The sequence below is a fragment of the Nocardioides sp. QY071 genome (assembly GCF_029961765.1).
In the GTDB taxonomy this organism is placed as follows: Bacteria; Actinomycetota; Actinomycetes; order Propionibacteriales; family Nocardioidaceae; genus Nocardioides.
The window spans coordinates 3907048-3929150 of the sequence record NZ_CP124681.1; the positions used below are offsets into that span (position 1 = coordinate 3907048).

Annotated in this window: 22 protein-coding genes; 6 read left to right on the top strand and 16 right to left on the bottom strand. The window is 72.9% G+C overall.

Annotated features, from left to right (window positions below; genetic code table 11):
- Nucleotides 1-4 precede the first annotated feature (4 nt).
- Genes QI633_RS18830 through QI633_RS18855 form a run of 6 tightly spaced genes read right to left on the bottom strand, consistent with a single transcriptional unit; the run spans nucleotide 5 to nucleotide 5564 of the window.
- Nucleotides 5-571: a peptide deformylase gene (locus tag QI633_RS18830; protein ID WP_282426708.1), complete on the bottom strand. Its 567-nt coding sequence runs from the start codon at nucleotides 569-571 to the stop codon at nucleotides 5-7.
- Nucleotides 568-1089, bottom strand: a complete 522-nt coding sequence (locus QI633_RS18835) for an ACT domain-containing protein (RefSeq protein ID WP_282426709.1) — start codon at nucleotides 1087-1089, stop codon at nucleotides 568-570. The genes QI633_RS18830 and QI633_RS18835 overlap by 4 nt, the downstream gene beginning before the upstream one ends.
- Before the next feature lie 7 nt (nucleotides 1090-1096).
- Nucleotides 1097-1693, bottom strand: a complete 597-nt coding sequence (locus QI633_RS18840; RefSeq protein ID WP_282426710.1) for a hypothetical protein — start codon at nucleotides 1691-1693, stop codon at nucleotides 1097-1099.
- A 53-nt stretch (nucleotides 1694-1746) separates the two neighbouring features.
- Nucleotides 1747-4350: a CHAT domain-containing protein gene (locus tag QI633_RS18845; protein WP_282426711.1), complete on the bottom strand. Its 2604-nt coding sequence runs from the start codon at nucleotides 4348-4350 to the stop codon at nucleotides 1747-1749.
- A 9-nt stretch (nucleotides 4351-4359) separates the two neighbouring features.
- The gene (locus tag QI633_RS18850; RefSeq protein WP_282426712.1) at nucleotides 4360-4956 is read right to left on the bottom strand and encodes a hypothetical protein; all 597 of its coding nucleotides are present in this window, start codon (nucleotides 4954-4956) and stop codon (nucleotides 4360-4362) included.
- Nucleotides 4956-5564: a sigma-70 family RNA polymerase sigma factor gene (locus QI633_RS18855; protein ID WP_282426713.1), complete on the bottom strand. Its 609-nt coding sequence runs from the start codon at nucleotides 5562-5564 to the stop codon at nucleotides 4956-4958. The genes QI633_RS18850 and QI633_RS18855 overlap by 1 nt, the downstream gene beginning before the upstream one ends.
- Nucleotides 5565-6095: 531 nt before the next feature.
- Here QI633_RS18855 and QI633_RS18860 point away from each other — a divergent pair.
- A complete protein-coding gene (locus QI633_RS18860; RefSeq protein ID WP_260805864.1) occupies nucleotides 6096-6221 on the top strand; it encodes a hypothetical protein in 126 nt (41 codons plus the stop codon).
- A gap of 7 nt (nucleotides 6222-6228) precedes the next feature.
- Here QI633_RS18860 and QI633_RS18865 read toward each other — a convergent pair whose 3' ends face one another.
- The 5 genes from QI633_RS18865 to eno all read right to left on the bottom strand — a co-directional run bounded on the left by QI633_RS18865 (nucleotide 6229) and on the right by eno (nucleotide 11433).
- A complete protein-coding gene (locus tag QI633_RS18865) occupies nucleotides 6229-7629 on the bottom strand; it encodes a helix-turn-helix transcriptional regulator (protein WP_282426714.1) in 1401 nt (466 codons plus the stop codon).
- A gap of 452 nt (nucleotides 7630-8081) precedes the next feature.
- Entirely contained in the window at nucleotides 8082-9020 is a 939-nt protein-coding gene (locus QI633_RS18870) for an exopolyphosphatase (protein WP_282426715.1), read from the bottom strand.
- Entirely contained in the window at nucleotides 9013-9531 is a 519-nt protein-coding gene (locus QI633_RS18875; RefSeq protein ID WP_141800963.1) for a DUF501 domain-containing protein, read from the bottom strand. The genes QI633_RS18870 and QI633_RS18875 overlap by 8 nt, the downstream gene beginning before the upstream one ends.
- Before the next feature lie 8 nt (nucleotides 9532-9539).
- Nucleotides 9540-10139, bottom strand: coding sequence for a septum formation initiator family protein (locus QI633_RS18880; protein ID WP_282426716.1), 600 nt, complete (start codon nucleotides 10137-10139; stop codon nucleotides 9540-9542).
- Between the two features lie 16 nt (nucleotides 10140-10155).
- Complete coding sequence (gene eno, locus QI633_RS18885; RefSeq protein ID WP_141797942.1) at nucleotides 10156-11433, bottom strand: phosphopyruvate hydratase; 1278 nt, start codon at nucleotides 11431-11433, stop codon at nucleotides 10156-10158.
- Nucleotides 11434-11560: 127 nt separating this feature from the next.
- Here eno and QI633_RS18890 point away from each other — a divergent pair, with 127 nt between their 5' ends.
- A complete protein-coding gene (locus tag QI633_RS18890; protein ID WP_260805863.1) occupies nucleotides 11561-11956 on the top strand; it encodes a DUF202 domain-containing protein in 396 nt (131 codons plus the stop codon).
- Here QI633_RS18890 and QI633_RS18895 read toward each other — a convergent pair.
- Nucleotides 11950-12549: a TetR/AcrR family transcriptional regulator gene (locus QI633_RS18895; protein WP_141797941.1), complete on the bottom strand. Its 600-nt coding sequence runs from the start codon at nucleotides 12547-12549 to the stop codon at nucleotides 11950-11952. The genes QI633_RS18890 and QI633_RS18895 overlap by 7 nt on opposite strands.
- Before the next feature lie 68 nt (nucleotides 12550-12617).
- Between QI633_RS18895 and QI633_RS18900 the strand changes: the two genes are divergently transcribed.
- Together QI633_RS18900 and QI633_RS18905 are read left to right on the top strand one after the other, a co-directional pair.
- Entirely contained in the window at nucleotides 12618-13520 is a 903-nt protein-coding gene (locus QI633_RS18900; protein WP_282426717.1) for a sterol desaturase family protein, read from the top strand.
- A 58-nt stretch (nucleotides 13521-13578) separates the two neighbouring features.
- Entirely contained in the window at nucleotides 13579-16194 is a 2616-nt protein-coding gene (locus QI633_RS18905) for an esterase-like activity of phytase family protein (RefSeq protein WP_282426718.1), read from the top strand.
- A gap of 48 nt (nucleotides 16195-16242) precedes the next feature.
- On the opposite strand, the gene QI633_RS18910 is transcribed toward QI633_RS18905, so the two are convergent.
- The gene (locus tag QI633_RS18910) at nucleotides 16243-16944 is read right to left on the bottom strand and encodes a ferritin-like fold-containing protein (RefSeq protein WP_141797939.1); all 702 of its coding nucleotides are present in this window, start codon (nucleotides 16942-16944) and stop codon (nucleotides 16243-16245) included.
- Between the two features lie 251 nt (nucleotides 16945-17195).
- Between QI633_RS18910 and QI633_RS18915 the strand changes: the two genes are divergently transcribed.
- Nucleotides 17196-18650 (top strand): DEAD/DEAH box helicase, encoded by a 1455-nt coding sequence (locus QI633_RS18915; protein ID WP_141800961.1) that lies wholly within the window; start codon nucleotides 17196-17198, stop codon nucleotides 18648-18650.
- A gap of 100 nt (nucleotides 18651-18750) precedes the next feature.
- Here the strand turns inward: QI633_RS18915 and QI633_RS18920 are convergent, their stop codons facing one another.
- From QI633_RS18920 to QI633_RS18930, 3 genes are all read right to left on the bottom strand, one after another.
- Nucleotides 18751-19599, bottom strand: coding sequence for a hypothetical protein (locus tag QI633_RS18920; RefSeq protein ID WP_141797938.1), 849 nt, complete (start codon nucleotides 19597-19599; stop codon nucleotides 18751-18753).
- Between the two features lie 87 nt (nucleotides 19600-19686).
- Complete coding sequence (locus QI633_RS18925) at nucleotides 19687-20466, bottom strand: L,D-transpeptidase (RefSeq protein ID WP_282426719.1); 780 nt, start codon at nucleotides 20464-20466, stop codon at nucleotides 19687-19689.
- Between the two features lie 5 nt (nucleotides 20467-20471).
- Complete coding sequence (locus QI633_RS18930; protein ID WP_141797936.1) at nucleotides 20472-21263, bottom strand: ParA family protein; 792 nt, start codon at nucleotides 21261-21263, stop codon at nucleotides 20472-20474.
- 38 nt (nucleotides 21264-21301) lie between these two features.
- Between QI633_RS18930 and QI633_RS18935 the strand changes: the two genes are divergently transcribed.
- Nucleotides 21302-22063: an SDR family oxidoreductase gene (locus QI633_RS18935; RefSeq protein ID WP_282426720.1), complete on the top strand. Its 762-nt coding sequence runs from the start codon at nucleotides 21302-21304 to the stop codon at nucleotides 22061-22063.
- Nucleotides 22064-22103 lie beyond the last annotated feature (40 nt).

Here is a 22103-nt window from a genome sequence, read left to right on the forward strand (position 1 = left end):
GGACCTACAGGTAGGTCTGGCGAGGATAGATCGCGTGCGCACCGGCCACCCGGTCGAGGAACAGGAACCCGTCGGTGTGGTCGATCTCGTGCTGCAGCGCCCGTGCCTCGAACGCATCGGTCGCGAACGACACCGGCTCGCCGCTGCCCGGCAGCAGGCCGCGGACGGTCAGGCGCGAGGCGCGCTTCACGTCGCCGGTGAGGTCGGGGACGCTCATACAGCCCTCGCGGGCCTTCTCGTTGCGACTGGACTCGACGACCTCGGCGTTGCACAGCACGAAGGTGCCGTGTTGCGTGCGGGTCTTGGGGTGCTCGGTGACGTCGACGCAGAACATCCGCACGCCCACGCCGACCTGGTTGGCCGCGAGGCCGACGCAGCCCGGGCTGACCCGCATGGTGGCGACGAGGTCCGCGGCGAGCTGGACGATGTCGGCGGCGGTCGGGTCGACGTCGGCGCCGCGGGCCGAGAGCACCCCCTCCGGAGCGCGTACGACGGCCCGCACCCGGCCCCCGACCCCGAGCTCGGTCTCGGACCAGCCCGCGACCCGCGCGCTGCCGGCGTCGAGGTTCACAGCTCGTCGGCCTCGGCGGGGCGCAGGGTGGCGGTGACGCCGACCCGCTCGGCGCAGGCGCGGATGGCGACCTCGACGGCGGCGACGTCGGCGTCGGCCGGCAGGTCGAGCTCGGCGACGAGCAGGTAGAGGTCGCCGGCGAGGCGGGTGGTGAGGTCGGTGATGTTGCCGCCGGCCGCGGCGACCTCGGCGACGACGGCCGACACGATGCCCGATCGGTCGCCACCGTGGACGGTGAGCACCCACGCGGTGCCACCGGCGGCGGGCATGGGCCGGTCGGTGACGGGACGTACGGCGACGTCGAGGTCGCCGGCAGCGAGCGGGGCGAGGGCCAGTTCGATGGCGGCCGCGTCCGAGCCGCCGCGGCACAGCAGCATCATCGCGAAGTGCCCCCGCAGCAGGGTCATCGTGGAGTCCTCGATGTTGAGCCCGAGCTCTGCGAGGCCGGCCGTCGTGGCAGCGATGATGCCGGGCCGGTCGGGCCCGAGAACGGTGACGGCGTGCAGGTCGGTGCTCACCTGCCCATCATCCCAGCCTGTCGGGCTCCTCCCCGTCGCCGGCCTCCGGATCGGGCACCGGGTGCTCGGCGAGCACGTCGGCCATCCGCGCACGGGCACCCTCGAGCCGGGACGAGACGGCCGCCGCGGCCCAGGTGAGGTCGGCGATCGCCTCGGTCACCTCGTCGCACAGCTCGGTGGCGCGTTCGAGGACCAGGCGCGCCTCGGACCTGATCTCGCTCGCGGTGTGCTCGGCCCGCGTGGTCGCGTCGGCGACGTAGTGCCGGGCGGTCTCCTCGGCCTCGGTCATCGAGGTGCGCAGTGCCTCCGCGCGGATCACGTCGGCGTCGAGCGCGGCCGCCTCCGCGAGGTCGGCGACGAGGGCGTCGACCTTGAGCCGCCGTTCGGCCGCCCACTCGGCGACCTCCACGCGGGTGCGCTCGGCGGCGTCGCGCGCCTCGAGCACGATGGACTCGGCTGCCTGGCTGGCCTCGTCGCGCACCTGGCCGGCCAGCGCGAGGATCGCCTGGGCGTCGCGGTGGGCCTCACGGGTGGCACGCAGGGTCGCGGCGTGCTGGTCGGGCCCGGCCCGCAGCCCGCCCTCGTCTTCGGATCGACTGGACACGTGTCACTAGTGCGCGCACCCGGGCGTTTGATCCACGACGCGGCACAAAACCCTCAGTCCCGCCCCACGTAGCGGAAGCCACCCCAGTAGTACGGGTGCGGGAACCGCCGGGCCACCGCGCGCCGGGCGACGCGCAGCGCGACGGACGGAGCGGTCCCCTGGGCGAGAGCCCGGTAGAAGTGCGTCATCAGCTCCAGGGTCACCTCGTCGTCGACCGCCCACAGCGCCGCGACCACGCCCTTCGCACCCGCCGCGAGGCAGGCCGGCACCAGTCCGACCTCCTCGGCGGTGTAGTCGGGCGAGCGTCCCGAGGAGCACGCGCTCAGCACCACGACCGCTCCCTCGAGCGGGACCGCACCGGCGACGACGTCACGGGCCTGCAGCCAGCCGTCGGCGAGCCGGAGCCCCGACGAGAGCGGGTCGTCGGGGCGGAAGACGCCGTGGCACGCGAAGTGCACGACGTCGGCCGCGGCCGTGCGGTCGGCGAGTGCCTCCTTGGTGGCGCCGGCACCGACCAGGGCGTCGGCGGCCGGGAGTGCGCGCAGGATCATCTCGGCCTCGTCGGCGATCGAGGGCGCGTTCTCGTCGGGTACGGCGACCACGAGCGCCGACAGCGAGGACGCCACGGACGCCGTACCGACGGGCTCGGGCGGGGCGGCCGGCCGCGCCAGGTGCGCGTACCAGGGACCGACCTCGTCGAGCAGCGCGTCGAAGGGGACGGCGTGCAGGTGTCGGTGGCCCACGACGTGGATCCGGTCGTCGAGGTCGTCGAGCAGGTCCACGACCGGAGCGAGGAGCAGGTCGAAGAGGCCGTCGAGTGCGGCCGACGTCGCGAACCCGGTCGGTCCGCGATAGCCCGGTGCCATCAGCGTGCACTCCTGCTGCCATGCGTTGACCAGGCGGCGGGTGCCCTCCGTGGCGCTGGTCAGCACCCGGGCGTCCACGTGCCCGTCCCGCACGACGAACACGACGATGTCGTCGCCCGTGACGTGGAACTCGACGAGCAGGCCGCTCGGCACGTGCGGCAGCACCTCGCCGGCGTGCTCCTCCGGCCGCGGGGGCTCGACGGGGACGAGCGTGTCGGAGAGCACCGCCTCCAGTCGCCGTCGCTGGTGCTCGGCGGCGCCGGGAGCTCCCGCGGCCCCCACCGTACGGCGCCCCGGCAGCGCCACCCTGATCCGCTTGGCGGCGCGCGCCCGGCGCAGCGCCTCGACCCGGCCCGCGTGGTCGCCCTGCTCGAGCAGCAGCAGGATGAGCTCCTCGCCGGCGGCGGTGAGCGACGGACACACCACGCTCCCGCGCTGGCCCAGCCGCTGCTCCCACCCCCGGCCGACGTCCAGCGCGCGGCGCAGCAGCGCGACGGCCTGAGGGACCCGGCCGGTACGGCGCTCGTGGCGGGCCCGGGCGACGAGCACGTCGACCTCCAGCTCGGGGATCCCGACCTGGGCGGCGCGTCGGTCCGCCTCGTCGAGCAGCGCGACGGCGGTGTCCAGGTCGGCTGCGCGGGCCGCGGCGAGGCGGGCCTGCACACCGACGGACGGCGGGGTGTCGGCCTCCTCGGCCGCGAGGACCCGCTCGCAGGCGGCGCGACAGGCGCCGGGGTCGCCGAGGGCCCAGGCCACCTCGGCCCGGAGCAGCCAGGTCCGCAGCCCCATGTGCCTGCTGCCGCACTCGCCGAAGAGCCGCTCGGCGACCTCGAGCTCGGCCGCGGCGGCGCGCCACCTGCCCCACCCGAGCGAGGCCTGGGCGCTCGCGAACGCGGCCCGGGCGGAGTACTCCACCGCACCGATCCGCACGAAGGCCTCCTCGGCCGCGCAGGCCTCGGCGTGCGCCTCGGCGGCGAAGCCGGCGCGCAGCAGGGCTCCGGAGCGGACCAGGGCGTGGAAGGCAACGTGCCACTGGGCCGTGGACCCGTCGGGCACGACGCAGTCGAGCACCTCGAGCGCCCGGGCGACCTGCCCGGTCGCGGAGTACGCCTCCGCGACCCGGATCGCGACGGACGCGGCGCGGTCGTGGTGGCCGGAGGCGGCGTAGGCCCGCCGGGAGCGGTTGAGCTCCAGGAGGGCGTTGTGGGTGAGGCCGGCGTCGAGCGCGGCGAGCCCACGGCGGTGCTGGACGCGCGCGATGCTGTCGGCGTCGGCCAGGGCGGCGAAGAGGTTCTCGGCCGCGTCGTACTGGCGCAGAGCGTCGGCGGACTCGCCGCGCCCGGCCCTCGCGTCGGCGAGCTGGCGCTGGACGAGCGCACCGATGTGGGACACCCGGCTGTCGCGCCGGGTGACCTGGTGGAGCTCGGTCTGCAGCCTCAGCAGGCCGGCCTCGGCCGCGTCGTACTCGCCGACCAGCAGCTGCACCTCGAACCCGCCGGCAGCGGCCCGGGCGGCCTCGACCGGCTCGCCCGCGGCGAGCCAGCTGCGGCGTGCGGCGCGGTAGGCGGTGGCGGCGACGCCGAGCTCCCCGCCGGCGACGGCGAGGTCGCCGCGCAGCTGGTGGAGCGACGCCGTCCGGGCGACGTCACGCTGGCCCTGCAGGCCGGACTCGGCCAGGTCGAGCAGGTCGGTGCAGCGCTGCGCGTCGCGGTGGAGCCAGTGCTGCGCCTCACCCAGGAGGTCGTCGATGTCGCCCCCGGCGCTGGCCGGTAGGCAGTTCCCGAGACTCACGACCCGGCGTCAGGGACGGAGGTCGAGCGTGGCGCGGACCTGGGCGGGTCCCGATGTCAGCCAGAGCTCGTCGACCCCGACGGGCACGCCGCGGGCCTCGAACCGGCCGTCGGGCGTGGACCGGACCGCGCGCCGCAGGTCACCGCGCTCGAGGAACGCGAGGTCGAGACCGCCGCTGCCGGGCGGGAGCATGATCAGCCCCTGCACGTCGACCTCGCCGACGGCCGAGGCCGTGGCGTCCAGCACGAACCTGCCCAGCTCGCAGTCGAAGGCGAGGTGGACGCCGCCGTCGCCGAGGGAGCGCACGCCGACGGCACCGAGCTGGGAGCGGGTGTCGTGGAGCAGCGCGGCCTCGGTCCAGTCCCGGCCGTGCCCGGGCCGGTGCAGCTGGTCGAAGACGGCCCGCAGCCGCGACCCGAGCTCGGGCGGGCGCTGGGCGAGGGGCATCGAGGCCGCCCCGTCGACGAACTCGAGGATCCACTCGACGCTCTCGAGGGTCGAGGGGTCGCCGACGGCGACGTACGACGCGAGCTCCTCGGCCGCGTCGGTGGCGAGCCGGCCGTCGAGCCAGTCGATCAGCTCGGTGAAGGTGGGCCGCGCGGTCATCATGACTCCTCCCCCATGATCACGCGCAGCTTGTCGAGGCACCGGCCGCGCAGGGGGCCGATGCCACCGATCGAGCGGCCGAAGCGCTCGGCGATCTCGGCGTAGCTCGGCGCCTCCGGCTCGAAGTAGAGGGCGAGGAGCAGCTCGCGGCAGGTGCCGCCGAGGGTGGACAGCGCGTCGTGGAGCGCCGTCGTCGTGGCCCAGTCCGCGAACGGGTCGCTCACGTCGTCCGGGGTGACCTCGACCGGCGTCGTACGCCGGCTCAGGTTGCGCGAGCGCCAGGCCTGCCGGCGGGCGACGGTCATCAGCCAGGAGGCGAGCTTCTCGTCGTCGCGGAGCCGGTCGAGGGCATCGATGAGGGCCACGAAGGTGGCCTGGGTGACGTCGGCGGCGTCCTCGGCGCCGAGGCCGTTGCGCAGGGCGACGGTGTAGACCAGTCGCTCGTAGCGGCTGACCAGCTCGTTCCAGGCCTCCGAGTCACGGCGGCGGCAGCGGACGAGAAGGTCGGAGTCGGTGACGACCTCGCTGTGGCGAGGCTGCGTGCTGGCACCACGGCCGGTGGGCCGTAGCTCGGTGGCGCGAGCTGGTTGCTCGCTCAATGACGTCATTTCGGGTCCCCAAGAGAGTTGGTTGGAACGCCCCACACGTTCCGGAATATGGGAGTGCCCACGCTCGTACAACAGCGATCCGCCCGAGAGAGCCGGTCGGACCCACGGCGCTGGTCCTCGGGTCGTCTTGGGACGATAGGTGGCTCCGCGCGGCCTCGACAAGGGGGGCCTAAGTCCCTCCACAACCCGGTCGGATCAGATCGGGTGCCTGCGCGCACCAGTGCTGCGTGACCACATCCCGACCTGCCGGCGACCTCCCGGAGACGGCTCCGGACGCCCGCGTCGACGAGGTCTGGCCGCCCCGTCGGGCCTCGTCACGGACGGGCCCGGGGACGGCGGCGCGGTGCGTGCGACCGGGCGGATCCGGCTCCCACGCCCGCGGTCCTCCCGGCCACGACGCCTTGCCCCGCCCCTCACGCGGGCTTGACCCGAAGACGTTCCGCAAATTGCCAAGATGTGACAACCTCAATGGCAACAGTGAGCCGGCGCCCCGAGAACGCCGGCCACGCCCCTCACAAGGAGAACTCCGAAATGAAGACTCGCAAGATCCTCGCCGCCACCGCCGCCGCCCTCGCCGCGACCCTCGCCGTCTCGCTGGGCGCGCCCGCCTCGAACGGCTCGGTCGTGATGGCGACGCGCCCCGGCGGCTGCTGCTGACGACGAATCAGTAGGTCGTGGCGACGCCGTGCTCGGCGTCCTGGCGAGGACGCCGTGCCCGACTGTCGCGTTCGCGCACACGTAGACCACTGGCACTCGCCGCCGCCTTGAAGGCGCGGTGGGCGCCGGCATCGTCGCCGAGTGCGTCGTAGAGCTCGGCGAGCTCGCACCAGGCCTGGGCGACCCACCTGTCCACCTCGGTCTGGGCGGCGAGCAGGTCGCGAGCCTCGCCACAGACGGTGAGCGCCTCGTCCTCGCGGCCGAGCTCGACGAGCGCCTCCGCGTGGGCCAGGGCGGCCTCGGCGGCACCCAGGGAGACCTGTCCGGGATTGGCCGCGCGGGCGGTGATGGCCACGTCGAGCGCTTTCTCGGGCTGGCCGTCGAGGACCAGCGCGTGGGCCAGCACCACCTCGGCCCACGCGATCTCTGCCATCGATGCGCTGGTGCTGCGCAGCTCCTCGTGGGCCCGCTCGAGCTGGACGAGCGCGCCCGAAGGGTCCGGCACGTCGAGCTCGAGCCGCAACCGGCCGAGCTCGACCCGCAACCGGGCGAGGTTGCGCGTGTCCTGGCCCTCACCCAGCAGCGCGAGCGCGCGGGTCGCGAGGGTGAGGGCGGGCTGGGTCTGACCGCGCTCGGAGTAGGCGATGCTCGCGTTCCAGTACGCGGCGCTGCGCGCGGCGGGCGACGCCATCTCCTCGGCCAGCTCGATCGCCTCGGCGCAGATCCGGGTGGCCCGGTTCAGGTCGCCGCGCCCCATGTAGGACATCGCCACCGTCATGGCGAGCTGCACTGCCTCGTCGGTGCGCTCGAGGCCGCTGGCCACGATGTCGGGCCGGATCCGGTCGCCGACCTCGATGGCCAGCGCCAGGTCACCCGCTTCGCGGTAGCAGCGGCTCAGCGCGATGCCGCACTTGATCGCCTCGATCCCGTCGACATCGGCGAGCAGCGCCTCGTACTCGCGGATCGCGTCGTCGAGCTGACCCATCGCCTCCAGCGAGCGAGCCACGACGAAGCGGCCGCGGGACTTCAGCTCGTCGAGCGAGACCCCCTCGGCGCGGGCGAGCGCAGCGCGGGCCTGGTGCTCGGCGTCGACCGCCTCACCGTTCTCGAGGGCGAGCTCGGCATAGCTCAGGCCGAGCCGGATCTCGTCGACCTCCTCCTCGGAGGCGCCGGCCAGCAGCTCGCCGACCTCCATGCCGAGCCGCTCGCTGACCACGCTCAGCGCGGCGAGGGTCGGGCGGCGGTTGCCGGACTCGATGCGGGACACGTAGCCGACCGAGTAGGCCTCCCCGGCCAGGTCCGCCTGGCTCAGTCCCTGGGCCACCCGGGCTGCGCGCACGCGCGAGCCGAGCACGGCCGGATCGACCGTCCCCAGCATGTGCGCCCAACGCGCGTCGATGTGACTCATCAAGAGGAATCCTAGGCAAACGTTCCTACGACCACTGTCAAACGCCGAGGTCCGTCCGACGTCACGCCGCCGGACGTGACCCGAGGCGACGGGTGTCGGCGAGCACGTCCGACCGGGCCGGCCGGCGGAGGTCGCGCACGGCCCGCGGCGACGTACGACGACGCCCGCGGCGCAGCCCGGCGACCCGTCCACAGCGGCCTCCAGGAGCCCTGAAGGGGGCCTGTCCAGGCGCGGAGAATGCCCCCGAGAGCGAAAGTAAAATTCGAGAATTCACCCGGCTTGTCACCCGAGAACCGGGTGGAAATCGCGCCCGGGAGGCCTTCGCCCGCAGAAAGATCGCATCGGCCCTGGTGCCCATGGTGTTCCTGGTGCAGGTGGGGCACCTGACATCCGAGAACAAGGCGCAACAACGGCGTCAGATCTGATAAGCCGCCGCTCCGGGGCGTCCCGGATCAGGACCGGGCGACCAGCGACCAGGCGATCCCGTCGAGGATGTCGGTCTCGGCGACGACCACGCCGCCGACCGAGAGGCGGGCCAGCACGCGGGCGACGATGAGCGCGCCCGCGTCGATCACGTCGGCACGCCCGGGGTGCATCCAGCCCAGGTCGCGCCGCTCGGCGACGGTCATCGCGAGCAGCCGGTCGACCTGTGCCAGCACGTCGGGGACGGCGAGCACCCGGGCGTGGATCAGGTCGCGGTCGTAGGCGGCGAGGCCCAGCGTGCCGGCTGCGATCGTGGTGTTGGTGCCGGCGACGACGATCACGGTGCGGGCGGCGGCGGGGTCGACCGGGCACACGTCGAGGGCGGCGTCGATGTCGGCGACGACCGCCGCGACCTCCTCGGGCGTGATCGGGTCGTGGCGCACGTGTCGCTCGTGGAGCCGGACCGAGCCGATGTCCATGGAGTGGGCGGCGCTCGGACCGGTTGCCGGGTCGCCGAGGATCAGCTCGGTCGAGCCGCCGCCGATGTCGACGACCAGTGCCGGGCTGCCGACCTCGACCGAGGACGCCGCGAGGCCGCGGACCGCCCCGTCGAAGGCCAGCCGGGCCTCCTCCTCGCCCGAGAGCACCTCGGGGTCGATCCCCAGCCGGGCGTGCACCCCGGCGGTGAACTCGGCGGCGTTCGACGCGTCACGGGTCGCGGAGGTGGCGCAGAACCGGATCCGCCCAGGCGCGACACCGGCCCCACGGATGATCCCGGCGATCTCGTCGATGGCCACCCAGGCCCGCTCCAGCGCCTCCGGCGCGAGCCGGCCGGTCGCATCGACGCCCTGGCCGAGCCTGATCATCCGGCTCTCGCGGCGCACGCCCTCCGGGTCGGCGAGCAGGTCGCCGAGGAGCAGCTTGATGGTGTTGGTGCCGCAGTCGATCGCGGCGACCGGCTCACTCATCCGGGTCGTCGGCTCCCGGGGCCACGCACGGCCCCTTGGCCCACCACTCGCCGAGGATCTCCAGCACCTCGTCGCCGAGCGGGTTGACGCCCGGCCCGGCCGCGAGCGCGTGGCCGGCGAGGACGTGCAGGCACTTGACCCGGTCGGGCATCCCGCCGGCGGAGATGCCCTCGATCTCGGGGACGTCGAAGCCGCCCGCCGTACCGATGGCGGCGCGGTCGGCGAGGTAGGCCTCGTGGGCGGCGCGGTAGGCGGCGGCGAGCTCGGGGTCGGTGCCGAGCCGGTCCTGCATCTCCCGCATCAGGCCGGACGCCTCGAGCGTGCCGATCCTCGAGTTCACCCGCGGGCAGGTGAGGTAGTAGGTCGTGGGGAACGGCGTCCCGTTGGGGAGCCGCGGCTCGGTGGCGACCACGTCGGGGTTGCCGCACGGGCAGCGGTGCCCGATCGCGTGGACGCCGCGCGGGGGCCTCCCGAGCTGGGCCGCGATGACCGCCTCGTCCGCGCTGGTCATGGCGTCGCTCACTGCTCGAGGTCCTCCTTGGGAGCCTTGATCTCGTCCTTCGGGTCACGCACCTTGGTGGGCGGGTTGCCGGCGATCTTCATCGAGTCCCACACGTCGTCGTACCAGACCCTCTTGTCGGGGTCGGCGACCTTGGTCGGGTCACCGAGCGCGGCCGAGGCGTCGAGCGGGTCGCCATTGGCGTCGACCACGACGAACGGGGTCTCGCCCTTGGCGACGTAGCCGAACCGGGCACGCGCCTGCTGGGCGACGTACGCCGGGTCCTCCCAGCGCTTCTTCTCGTCGCGCAGGTCGTCGATCTTCGCCTCGCGCTGGGAGATCTGCGCCTCGAGTGCGTTGATGTTGCCGCGCTGCTGCAGGTAGGCCCGCAGCGAGGACGCGTAGGAGACGGCCAGGACCGCGAGGACCAGGACCAGGATCGCGGCGCGGCTGGTCAGCCGCGCCTTCTGCTGGTGCTCCCTGCGGGCCCGGACCAGGGCCGCCTCGCGCTCGCGGGCGGCCTTCTTGCGCTCAGCCTTGAGCCGCTCGGCGTACCGCGGCCCGGACCGCCCCGAGACGGGGCGGCCGGGCTTGCGGGACGTACGGCGGTCGTCGGCCACGGCGCTCTCCTGGTACTCAGCCCTGGTAGCGCGGGAAGGCCGCGGCGCCGGCGTACCGTGCGGCGTCGCCGAGCTCGTCCTCGATGCGCAGGAGCTGGTTGTACTTCGCGACCCGCTCGGACCGGGCCGGGGCGCCGGTCTTGATCTGGCCACAGTTGGTCGCGACCGCGAGGTCGGCGATCGTGGTGTCCTCGGTCTCACCCGAGCGGTGGCTCATCATGTTGCGGTAGCCGCTGCGGTGGGCCAGCTCGACGGCGTCGAGGGTCTCGGTGAGCGAGCCGATCTGGTTGACCTTGACCAGCATCGCGTTGGCCTGGCCGCCTGCGATGCCGCGCTGCAGGCGCTCGACGTTGGTGACGAAGAGGTCGTCGCCGACCAGCTGGGTCTTGGCGCCGAGCTCGTCGGTGATCGCCTTCCAGCCGTCCCAGTCGTCCTCGTTGAGCGGGTCCTCGATGCTGACGATCGGGTAGTTCGCGACCAGGTCGGCGTAGTAGGCGATCATCTCGGCGGCGGACTTCTTGGCACCCTCGAAGGTGTAGCCACCATCCTCGTAGAACTCGCTCGCCGCGACGTCGAGCGCCAGCACGACGTCCTTGCCGAGCTCGTAGCCGGCCTTGGTGACCGCCTCGGCGATCAGGTCGAGCGCGGCGCGGTTGGACTCGAGGTCGGGCGCGAAGCCGCCCTCGTCGCCGACGCCGGTGGCGAGGCCCTTGTCCTTGAGCACCGACTTGAGCGCGTGATAGACCTCCGCGCCGACGCGCAGCGCCTCGCGGAAGGTGGGCGCGCCGATCGGCGCGATCATGAACTCCTGGATGTCGACGTTGGTGTCCGCGTGGGCACCGCCGTTGAGGATGTTCATCATCGGGACCGGCAGCAGGTGGGCGTTGGGGCCACCGACGTAGCGGTAGAGCGGCAGGTCGGCCGAGTCGGCCGCGGCGCGGGCGACGGCCAGCGAGACGCCGAGGATCGCGTTGGCACCGACCTGGGCCTTGTTGGGGGTGCCGTCGGCCTCGAGCAGGGTCTGGTCGATCAGCCGCTGGTCGGCAGCGTCGAGACCCTCGATGGCCGGGCCCAGCGCCTGGATCACGGCGTCGACGGCCTTCTGGACGCCCTTGCCGACGTAGCGGTCGCCGCCGTCACGCAGCTCGACCGCCTCGAAGGCACCGGTGGACGCGCCGCTGGGCACGGCTGCCCGGGCGAAGGAACCGTCGTCGAGGAGGACCTCGACCTCGACGGTGGGGTTGCCGCGGGAGTCGAGGATCTCGCGGGCTCCGACGGCTTCGATCGCTGCCACGTGTACTGCTCCTGGAGTCGGGGACGGGCTGTCGTCTCAGTCAGCCCACGTCAGCCTAGACCGCGCCGGGTGCGGTTCCCGGCAGCACCCACCGGGCGTGGGACGGCGGGTAGGAGATGCTGTGACCGTGGCCGCACCCGATCACCCCGAGGCGATCCCTCGGACCCGTCGCCGCCCCCACCGCGTGTACGGCGTCGGGCAGGACCCCGAGCCCCGCGACTCCCTGGCCAACGAGCGCACCTTCCTGGCCTGGGTGCGTACGTCGCTGGCGCTCGTGGCGGGGGCGGTCGCCGTCAGCTCACCGGCCCTGGAGTTCTCGCTGACCGCCCGCCTGCTGCTCTCGCTCGGCCTGGTGCTCGTCGCCGGCGTGGCCCTCGGCGTCGGCTGGCACCGCTGGACCCGCACCGAGATCGCGATGCGGACCGGCGGCCCGCCGCCGGGGTTCACCGGCGGCATGGTCGTGCTCGGCGCGGTCGGCCTGCTGATGGCCGGTGCGTTGGCGAGCGCGCTCGTCCATCACTGACCGAACACGGCCCCGAACAGCCGCTCGCAGCGGGCCCGCATGTCGTCGGGCGCCAACCCCGGGTGGTCGCACCACCAGGTCACGAGGGAGCCGAAGACGCTGCTCCACACCGCGGTCATCGCGTCGAGGTCCAGGGCGTCGTCGTCGCCGGACAGCGCGAGCAGCTCGCCGACGCCCTCGCGCGCCAGCTCCTCGATCCGGTGGCGGTAGGCGCCCATCAGCTCGCCGGGCGCGCCGGCCGGCGGCGCAGTCGGGTCGTTGGCGACCCGCCACACCCAGGTGCGGCCGTCGAGGACGCGGAAGACGCCGTCGAGCGTCGCGACGGCGCGGGCCAGGCCGACCAGACCGAGCGCGGCGGACCGCTCGATCTCCGCGATCAGCAGGCCGGAGGCCTCGCCGAGGCAGCGTTCGAAGAGGCCCTCCTTGGAGCCGAAGTAGTTGTAGATCAGCGGCTTGGAGATGCCCGCCACACGCGCGACGTCGGCCATCGAGGTGGCGGCGAACCCGTGCTCGCCGAAGACCCGGCCGGCGACCTCGAGGATCTGCTGCTCGCGGTCGGCGCGGGCGACGCCCTTGGTGCCGCTGCGAGTCATGCGGATCACCCTAGCAATCGAATTGACCTCGTAGTAACTTACCCGAGAGTCAATTCGAAGGAGCCGCCATGCACGACCTGCTCGACCCCATGAAGAACCCGGTCACCTACGCCGTGCCGTTCTTCGTGCTCAGCATCATCGTCGAGCTGGCGGCGCTGAAGTGGCTCGACCACGACGACAACGTCACCGGCTACTCCCTCAAGGACGCCCGCACCTCCATCTCGATGGGGATCGGCTCGATCTTCTTCCTGACCGTGTTCAAGGTCGGCACCTTCGTCGTCTACTCCGCCATCTCGACCCACCTGGCGCCGTTCCACCTGCCCACCGACACCTGGTGGTACTGGGTGCTGCTCATCGTCGGCCTCGACCTCGCCTACTACGGCAACCACCGGTTCGTGCACCGCGTCAACATCGGCTGGGCGGCCCACCAGGCCCATCACTCGAGCGAGTACATGAACTTCGCGACCGCGCTGCGACAGAAGTGGAACCCCTGGTTCGAGTTCTTCTTCTGGCTGCCGCTGCCCTTCCTCGGCTTCGCGCCGTGGACGCTCTACGTCGCCTTCTCGGTCAACCTCGTCTACCAGTTCTTCGTGCACACCGAGACCATCGACCAACTCCCCCGCCCGATCGAGCTGGTCCTCAACACCCCCTCGCACCACCGCGTGCACCACGGCTCCGACCCGGAGTACCTCGACAAGAACTACGCCGGCATCCTGATCGTCTGGGACCGGATGTTCGGCACCTTCCAGCCCGAGCTCCAGCGTCCGACGTACGGGCTGACGAAGCCGGTCGACACCTACGACCTGCTCACGCTCGAGTACGGCGACTACGCGGCCATCGCGCGCAACGTCCGCGCCGCACATGGCTGGCGGGAGCGGCTGGGCTACCTGTTCGGCCCGCCGGGCTGGACGCCCCCGAGCGTTCACCTGGGCGACCCTGTCGGGTCACGAACCCGTCGCCCGGAGGGATGAGGGTCCCGACGAACCCTCGTCAATCTCGGGACCGGACCCGGAAGGCCACTCGACCCCCATGCCACGAAGCACCTCGCCCCGACGACTGCGCCCGCTGTCTGTCGCGCTGCTCGCCGTCGCGCCCCTCGCCGCGACCGCGCTGTCCTGCGTGTCCGGCACCGCGGCGCCGCTGCCGGCGGCCATTGCCAGCACCACCGCCACCACCACGGCCACGGCCACCACCACCGCCCAGACCGGTCCGTGGTTCGAGCGGCTGGCGACGTACCCCGTGTTCCAGAACGTCCCCGCGGGCGTCGACCCGAGCGCGCCGACGGTGGCCGAGATCTCGGCGGTCTCGGCGGACGGCACCACGCTCGCCTACACCGACGCGCTCGGTGGACGGATCGGGTTCCTCGACATCACCGACGCGAAGCACCCCGTCGGCCTCGGCAGCCACGACGTGCGCGGCACCACCGACGACAGCCCGACCTCGGTCTCGATCGTCGGCGAGAACGCACTCGTCGTGGTGGACGAGAGCACCTACCCCGGCCTCGAGGACACCCCGTGGGCGGGCGAGGGGCCGGCACCCGGCGTCCGCGGCGGACGCCTCGACATCGTCGGCCTCGACGCACCGCACGACCTGGTCGCCACCATCGACCTCCTCGGCCAGCCCGACTCGATCGCGATCAGCCCCGACGGCACGTACGCCGCGATCGCCATCGAGAACCAGCGCAACGAGGCGGTCGCCCCCGCCGGCGGCGACGAAGGCGACCTGCCCCAGCCGCCCTCCGGCTTCGTGCAGGTCATCGACCTCACCGACCCCGACCCGGCCCACTGGACAGCCACCCCGGTGACGCTGTCGGAGACCGACCTGGCCGGGCTCGACACCCCGCAGGACGCCGAGCCGGAGTACGTCGACATCAACGCCGACAACGAGCTCGCGCTGACCCTGCAGGAGAACAACGGCGTCGTCGTCATCGACCTCGCCACGGCGAGCGTCGAGCACGTGTGGAGCGCCGGCAAGGCTCAGGTGTCGGGCATCGACACGACCAAGGACGGCATCTTCAACCCGACCGGCAGCATCGACCTGCCCCGTGAGCCCGACTCGATCCAATGGGTCGGCGACGGCCTGGTCGCCACCGCCAACGAGGGCGACTGGAAGGGCGGCACCCGCGGCTGGACCGTCTTCGACGCCGCGGACGGCACCGTGAGATGGGACGCCGGCAACAGCTTCGAGCAGATCGCCACCCGCCACGGCCTGTTCAACAACGACCGCGCCGCCAAGAAGGGCGCCGAGCCCGAGGGCCTCGCGTTCGACGAGATCGGCGGTACGCCGTACGCCTTCGTCGGCTCCGAGCGCAGCAACTTCGTGGCCGTCTACGACATGAGTGACCCGGTCCACCCGTCGTTCGTCCAGGCGCTGCCCACGACCAACGGTCCCGAGGGCCTGCTGCCGATCCCGGGCCGCGACCTGCTCGCGGTCTCCTCCGAGACCGACGATGCGAGCGTCCTGGTGCGCTCCTCGGTCGCGCTGTACGAGCTCGGCACCACGAAGCCGGCCTTCCCGTCGATCGTCTCCGCGGACGAGGAGGGCACCGCGATCGGCTGGGGCGCGCTCGGCGCGCTGAGCCCCGTGCCCGGCGACCCGCAGCGGGTCTGGGCCGCCAGCGACGCGGCGTACAAGACCGGCCGGATCTACTCGGTCGACCTCGGCCGGCACCCAGCCGTGATCGACGACGTGCTCACCGTCACCCAGGACGGCGCCCCGGTCGCGATCGACGTCGAGGGCATCGCAGCCCGCGCCGACGGCGGCTTCTGGCTGGCCGAGGAGGGCGCCACCGGCCCGGCCAACCGGCTGCTGCGCACCGACGCGTCCGGCGCGATCCAGCAGGCGGTCAGCCTGCCGGCCGACGTCGCCGCCGGTCTGGGCAAGTGGGGCCTCGAAGGCGTCACGGTGACCGGCTCGGGCGCGAGCGAGACCGTGTACGTCGCCCTGCAGCGGGCGCTGACCGGAGAGACCGCCCCGCGGATCGGGCGCTACGAGCCGGCCACCGGCCGGTGGACGTGGTTCGGGTACCCGCTCGAGACCACCACCGTCCCCGGCGACTGGGTCGGCCTCTCGGAGATCACCGCCGTCGACGCCGACACCCTGGCGGTCGTCGAGCGCGACAAGCAGAACGGCACCACGGCCGCGATCAAGCGCGTCTACGCCGTCGACCTCCCGGCCACGACCACCGGCGCCGTGACGCCGCTGACCAAGCGCCTGGCCGTCGACCTGCTACCGCGGATGACCGCCCTGGGCGGCTGGACCCAGGAGAAGCTCGAGGGGTTCACCATCACCGCCGGCGGCGAGGCGATCGCCGTCACCGACAACGACGGGCTCAAGGACGCCACCGGCGAGACCCAGCTGTTCCGGCTCGGCGCGGCGTCGGCGTACTTCCCCGTTCCGCCGGCCGGCGGGCCGTCGGCCGCCTGCACCGCCGCCCAGGCCCAGGCCGTCCAGGCGGCGAACGCCGCGACCCAGGCCGCGGCCAAGGTGACGAAGCTGAAGAAGAAGCGGAAGGCGGCCGCCAAGGCCCACCACAAGGCGAAGGTCGCGAAGCTGAAGAAGAGGCTCACGAAGGCGAAGGCGGCCAGCAAGCTGGCGGCGAGCGCCTCGAGCGCGGCCCAGACAGCGGCGGCGAAGGCCTGCTGATCGAACGGTACGCCGGCCCGTCCCGCTCGCGGGGCGGGCCGGTGTGCGTCAGGCCTCGAGCCCGAGCTCGGCCATCCGGGCCATGTGCCGCTCGGTGAGCCGGGTGAACATCCGGCCCATCGCGGCCAGGTCGAGGCCGGGACGGTCGACGCCGCCGGCGAGCAGCGCGGTCAGGGCGTCGCGGTCGGCGGCGACCCGCTGGGCCTGGGTGAGCGCCTCCCCCATCAGCCGGCGCCCCCACAGCGCGAGCCGGCCGCCGAGGCGGGCGTCCTGCGCGATCGCGGAACGCACCCGGTCGACGACGAAGGCCGCGTGGGTGCCCTCCTCCATCGTGGACACGACCAGGTCGCGGGTCTCGGGGTCGAGGTAGGCCGCGATCTCGCGGTAGAAGTCGTTGGCGAGCCCGTCGCCGACGTACGCCTTGACCAGGCCCTCGTACCAGTCGGCCGGCGCGGTGTGCTGGTGGAACGCGTCGAGCGGCTCACGGAACGGGAGCATCGCCTCGAACGGGTCCGCGCCGAGGGCGCGGAGCCGGTCGTGGAGGGCGTGCACCTTGGTCAGCTCACCGCTGGCCATGGTCGCGAGGTCGACCTTGTCGGCCAGGCTGGGCGCCAGCTTGGCGTCCTCGGCGAGGCGCTCGAACGCCGAGATCTCGCCGTACGCGATCGCCGCCAGCAGGTCGACCACGGCCTCGCGGTAGGCCGGGTCGTCGGCGGCGGTGGGAGCGGTCGCGTCGGCGGATTCAGCCATGCGCCGAGCGTACAAGTAGACTCGGGGGTAGCGAGAGCCTGCCCGCACCCTCACCGGAGCGCGCCGGCCCGCCCGGGCACCCGCCCACGTATGTGCGCGGCTGAGTGTGAACAGCCGCATTGATCTGGCGCCATGCCGACCGGCTGACGACACTCACGAAAGCGAACAGAACACTGACTTCCAACGACACCACCGCCGCGCCCACCACCGAGTCCGCGGCGGAGGCTCCGACCTTCCGCGACCTCGGCGTGATGCCGAAGATCTGCGACGCGCTCGAGCGGGCCGGGATCACCCACCCCTTCGCCATCCAGGAGATGACCCTCTCCGTCGCGCTGATGGGCACCGACCTGATCGGCCAGGCGCGCACCGGCACCGGCAAGACCCTCGCCTTCGGCATCCCGGTCATCCAGCGCAGCGTCGCGCCGAGCGACCCCGACTACGCCGAGATCCCGCAGGGCAAGCCGCAGGCCCTGATCGTCGCGCCGACCCGCGAGCTCGCTCTGCAGGTCTCCAGTGACCTCGAGATCGCCAGCCGCGACCGCGGCCTGCGCGTCCTCACCATCTACGGCGGCGTCGGCTACGAGCCGCAGATCGAGGCCCTCGAGAGCGGCGTCGACATCGTCATCGGTACGCCGGGCCGCCTGATCGACCTCGCCAACCGGAGGGTCCTCGACCTCTCCCACGTGCACGCGCTGGTGCTCGACGAGGCCGACGAGATGCTGGACCTGGGCTTCCTGCCCGACGTCGAGAAGCTGCTGCGGATGACGCCGGAGACCCGGCAGACCATGCTGTTCTCGGCGACCATGCCCAGCGCGATCGTCTCCCTGGCCCGCATGCACATGCGGCACCCGATGAACATCCGCGCGGAGTCGTCGTACGAGAACGCGACGGTGCCCGCCACCGCCCAGTTCATCTACCTGGCCCACGACCTCGACAAGCCGGAGATCCTCGGTCGCCTGCTGCAGGCCGAGGACGCCGACAAGATGATCGTGTTCACCCGCACCAAGCGGCAGGCCCAGCGCGTGGCCGACGACCTCGTCGAGCGCGGCTTCAAGGCCAGCCCGCTGCACGGCGACATGGCGCAGGTCGCGCGCGAGAAGGCGCTGACGAGGTTCCGCGAGGACAAGATCAAGGTCCTCGTCGCCACCGACGTCGCGGCCCGCGGCATCGACGTGTCGGGCGTGAGCCACGTGGTCAACTACACCTGCCCCGAGGACGACAAGACCTACGTCCACCGGATCGGCCGCACCGGCCGCGCCGGGGCCTCCGGCATCGCGATCACCCTGGTCGACGCGACCGACGTGCACCGCTGGAAGATGATCAACAAGGCGCTCGACCTGCCCTTCGACGAGCCGCTCGAGACCTACTCCACCTCCGAGCACCTCTTCCACGACCAGGGCATCGCCCCCGGCACCAAGGGCCGGATCGCTCCCCCGGCGCCGCCGGCGCCCAAGGGCGAGCGGTCGGAGCGCTCGGGCGAGCGTTCCGAGCGTCGCTCGAGCGAGCGCAACCGGACCCGCACCCGGACCCGCACCCGCGGCGGCAAGCCGGTCGAGGGCGGCGCCGAGGCGTCGGCCGAGGCCAAGGACGGCGAGGGTACGCCGGCCGAGGGCGGCGAGCGTCCTGCCAACCGCAACCGCCGGCGTCGTCGCCGCAGCGGTGGCGGCAACGGCGCGAGCGCTCCGGCGGAGACGCCGAGCGCCTGACCTGACAGCAAACGGAAGGAGCCCGGACCACTGTGGTCCGGGCTCCTTCTGTGTTCCAGGGCTCACGGTCCCCGAGGGAGGCTCCGGAGCGCCGATCGACTCAGCTGGCGAGCGGCTCGACCCAGACGTTGCCGACGACCACCGGGTGGTCGCTGATGCCGTTGTAGACCTTGGCGTAGTCGCTGAACTTGCTGCCGGTCCAGGTGGCGAGCATCCAGTCCGGGCCGGCCTTCGGGGGCACCGGGCAGGGCTTCTTCTTCGTGCCGCCGAGGGAGACCAGGTCGGTCGCCTTGGCGACGCGCTGGCAGAACTCGACGCGCTCGTTCATGTCGCCCATGACCAGGACGGGCTGGCCCTTGGCGCCGAGGCGCTTGATGAGCTTGATCTCACGCTCGGTCGAGACGTCGCGCTCGTGCTCCAGGCCGCCGGGGGCGTTGTGGATCGCGATGACGTACAGGACGCGCTTGGTGGCGCGGTTCTTGAGCTTGACCCACGGGATGGCGCGCATCTTGCCCATCGACGGGCGGTAGATCTGGCCCTTGTCGAGGGCCTCGAACTCGTCGGTCTTCCAGGCGACCTGGATCGCGCCGCTGAAGTTGTCGAGGGTGCGGCGCGGCCAGAACTTGAAGCGCGAGAGGCGCTTGCGCAGCACCTTCAGCTGGGACTGGTGCACCTCCTGGAAGGCGACCACGTTGCGCTTACGCTGCTGGACCTGGGTGGCGGCGGCGTTCGCGCGGCCCAGGCCGCCGGGGGCCATCGAGGCGGTGAGGATGTTGAAGGTCATCGCGCGGACCTCGAACCCGCCGCCCTTCTGCGACGCGGTGGGAGCCGGAACCGGCTCCACGGCGGCCGCGGTGGCGCTCTGGGTGTGCGCCAGCGTGGCGCCGAGCGCGAGGACCATCAGCGCGGCGACGATCTTGGCAAGGTGCTTTCCGTACGGGGCGAGCATCCGGGCACCCTAGGCAGAAGCCCCCCGAGCAGGGCAAATCGGCTCGGCCGCCGCCGTGGGGCTGGCGGGGCTCCTGGTGCTGCCGGGTCAGGCGGTGACGACGACCGTGGTGCCGACCGGGGCGAAGTCCCACAGCGCGATCGCGTTGGGACGGTCCTGGCGGATGCAGCCGTGCGAGAGCGGGGTGCCGAGCTGGGCCCGGGTCTGCACCGGCTTGCCGTCGTCGACCGGGATCGTGTGGAAGCCGATCGCGGCGCCCTCGTTGCCCTGGGTGAACCGGACGAAGTACTCCATCGTCCCGGAGTCGTCGACGCCGATGGCGTGGCGGCTGCGGGAGTAGACGGCATAGGTGCCGGGATCGAGGTTGTCCTCGACGCTGCCCGAGACACGGTAGGTCCGGGCCACGTCGCCGTCGCTGTCGACCAGCCAGACCCGCTGGCGGCCCTCGCTGAACACGATCCGGCGCCCGCTCCCCGAGCGCGCGGGCAGATCGGTGGAGTCCGAGACCGCCGCGATCCGAGTGCTCGCGTCGGCCAGGTCGCCCGTGAGCGGTGCCTCGAGGGCGGTGCGGTCGTCGGCCTTCGGGGTGTCGGTCGCGGCCTGCTTCGGCGTGGTCGGCGTGGTCGGCGTGGTCGGCGTGGCCGCGGCCGGTGTGGTCGGGGCGTCCTGGCCGGCGGCGGCCGGCTCCTCGGGCTCGCCGGGGAGCAGCCCGAGGCCACCCGCGACCGCGACGGCGGTCACGGTGAGGGCGGCGGCCACGGCGGTGATCCGGCCGTAGCGCGGTCGCGCCGGCGCGGCGCGACGCCGGCCGGCCTGCTGCCGGGCACGGTGTCGCCCCGGGTCACGGCGGGCAGCGTGCTTCGACACCTGGCTCAACGTGCCGATCGGGCGAGCAGGGAGCCCGCCACCTCGCGGTAGGCCTCGGCGCCCTTGCTGGTGCGGCTGGTCGCGAGGATCGAGCGACCCGCGGCCGGCGCCTCGGCGAACTTGATGGTCTTGGGGATCGGCGGCTCGACGACCTCGAGCTCGTAGGTCTCCGAGATCGTGTCGAGCACGGCCCGTGCGTGGTTGGTGCGACCGTCGTACAGCGTCGGCAGGACGCCCCACACGGCGAGGTCGCGGTTGGTGAACCGGCGTACGTCGTGCACGGTGTCGAGCAGCTGGCCGACGCCGCGGTGGGACAGGGTCTCGCACTGCAGCGGGATGAGGACGCCGGTCGCGGCGGTCAGCGCGGCGACGGTCAGCACGCCGAGGGAGGGCGGGCAGTCGAGCAGCACCCAGTCGTAGCTGCGACCGCTGGCCTGGAGGTCCTCCATCACGCCGCGCAGCACGTGCTCGCGGCCGGTGCGGGTGAGCAGGTCGGCCTCGGCGCGGGCCAGCTCGATGGTGGCCGGCAGCAGGTCGACGCCGTCCTCGGTCTCGAGGATCACCTCCTCGACCGCGGTGCCCTTGGTGAGCACGTGGTGCACCGACAGCTCGAGGTCCTCGGGGTCGATGCCCAGCGAGAACGTCAGGCAGGCCTGGGGGTCGAGGTCGACGAGCAGCACGCTCTGCCCGCGCTCGGCGAGGGCCGCTCCGATCGACGCGACGCTGGTCGTCTTCGCGACGCCGCCCTTCTGGTTGGCGACAGCGAGGATCGTGGGAGCCGCCTGCACGCTGTTCATCGGGACCATCATGCCCGATCGGGCCCTAGGGTTGCGGCATGCCCACAGCTCTCGTGACCGGCGCCACCGCCGGCATCGGCCTCGAGTTCGCCCGCCAGCTCGCCGCTCGCGGCGACGACCTGGTCCTGGTGGCCCGCGACGAGGTCCGGCTCGCGTCCGTCGCGGGCGAGCTTCGGTCGTCGTACGGCGTCGGCGTGGAGGTGCTGCCCGCCGACCTCACCTCGCTCGAGGCGCTCGGCCGGGTCGAGGCGCGGCTGGCGGACCGCGGCGAGCCGGTCGACCTGCTGGTCAACAACGCCGGCTTCGGCCTCAAGGAGCGCTTCCTCGACAACCCGGTCGACGTCGAGCAGGCCCAGCAGGACGTGCTGGTGCGCGCGGTACTGCGGCTGACCCATGCGGCGCTCGGGGGCATGGTCGAGCGCGGCCGCGGCGGCGTGATCAACGTGTCGAGCGTCGCCGCCTTCCTCCCCCGCGGCACCTACAGCGCCGCGAAGGCGTGGGTGAACTCGTTCAGTGCGTGGGCACACCAGGAGTACGCCGGACGGGGCGTCACCGTGATGGCGCTGTGCCCCGGCTTCGTGAAGACCGAGTTCCACCAGCGCCTCGGCATCGACCGCGACGCCTCGGCGCCCCGGTTGCTGTGGCTGGAGCCCGACCGCCTGGTCCGCGACGCACTGGCCGACTTCGACCGCGGCCGCGCGATGTCGATCCCGTCGAAGCGCTACAAGGCGATCGTGGCCGGCACCCGCGTGGTCCCGGGCTCGGTCCTGCAGCGGCTGCAGTCGCTCGGCCGGAAGTGACGTTGAGTTGCCCCGTCCTACGGGTTGAGTTGCCACTTTC

Bases quoted from the DNA above. Each gene is read 5' to 3' on its own strand.
- QI633_RS18860 (WP_260805864.1), top strand. From the start codon at position 6,096: ATGAAGACTCGCAAGATCCTCGCCGCCACCGCCGCCGCCCTCGCCGCG.
- QI633_RS18935 (WP_282426720.1), top strand. From the start codon at position 21,302: ATGCCCACAGCTCTCGTGACCGGCGCCACCGCCGGCATCGGCCTCGAG.
- QI633_RS18865 (WP_282426714.1), bottom strand. From the start codon at position 7,629: ATGAGTCACATCGACGCGCGTTGGGCGCACATGCTGGGGACGGTCGAT.
- QI633_RS18870 (WP_282426715.1), bottom strand. From the start codon at position 9,020: ATGAGTGAGCCGGTCGCCGCGATCGACTGCGGCACCAACACCATCAAG.
- QI633_RS18905 (WP_282426718.1), top strand. From the start codon at position 13,579: ATGCCACGAAGCACCTCGCCCCGACGACTGCGCCCGCTGTCTGTCGCG.
- QI633_RS18875 (WP_141800963.1), bottom strand. From the start codon at position 9,531: ATGACCAGCGCGGACGAGGCGGTCATCGCGGCCCAGCTCGGGAGGCCC.
- QI633_RS18930 (WP_141797936.1), bottom strand. From the start codon at position 21,263: ATGAACAGCGTGCAGGCGGCTCCCACGATCCTCGCTGTCGCCAACCAG.
- QI633_RS18915 (WP_141800961.1), top strand. From the start codon at position 17,196: ATGCCGAAGATCTGCGACGCGCTCGAGCGGGCCGGGATCACCCACCCC.
- QI633_RS18900 (WP_282426717.1), top strand. From the start codon at position 12,618: ATGCACGACCTGCTCGACCCCATGAAGAACCCGGTCACCTACGCCGTG.
- QI633_RS18855 (WP_282426713.1), bottom strand. From the start codon at position 5,564: ATGACGTCATTGAGCGAGCAACCAGCTCGCGCCACCGAGCTACGGCCC.
- QI633_RS18910 (WP_141797939.1), bottom strand. From the start codon at position 16,944: ATGGCTGAATCCGCCGACGCGACCGCTCCCACCGCCGCCGACGACCCG.
- QI633_RS18895 (WP_141797941.1), bottom strand. From the start codon at position 12,549: ATGACTCGCAGCGGCACCAAGGGCGTCGCCCGCGCCGACCGCGAGCAG.
- QI633_RS18850 (WP_282426712.1), bottom strand. From the start codon at position 4,956: ATGACCGCGCGGCCCACCTTCACCGAGCTGATCGACTGGCTCGACGGC.
- QI633_RS18920 (WP_141797938.1), bottom strand. From the start codon at position 19,599: ATGCTCGCCCCGTACGGAAAGCACCTTGCCAAGATCGTCGCCGCGCTG.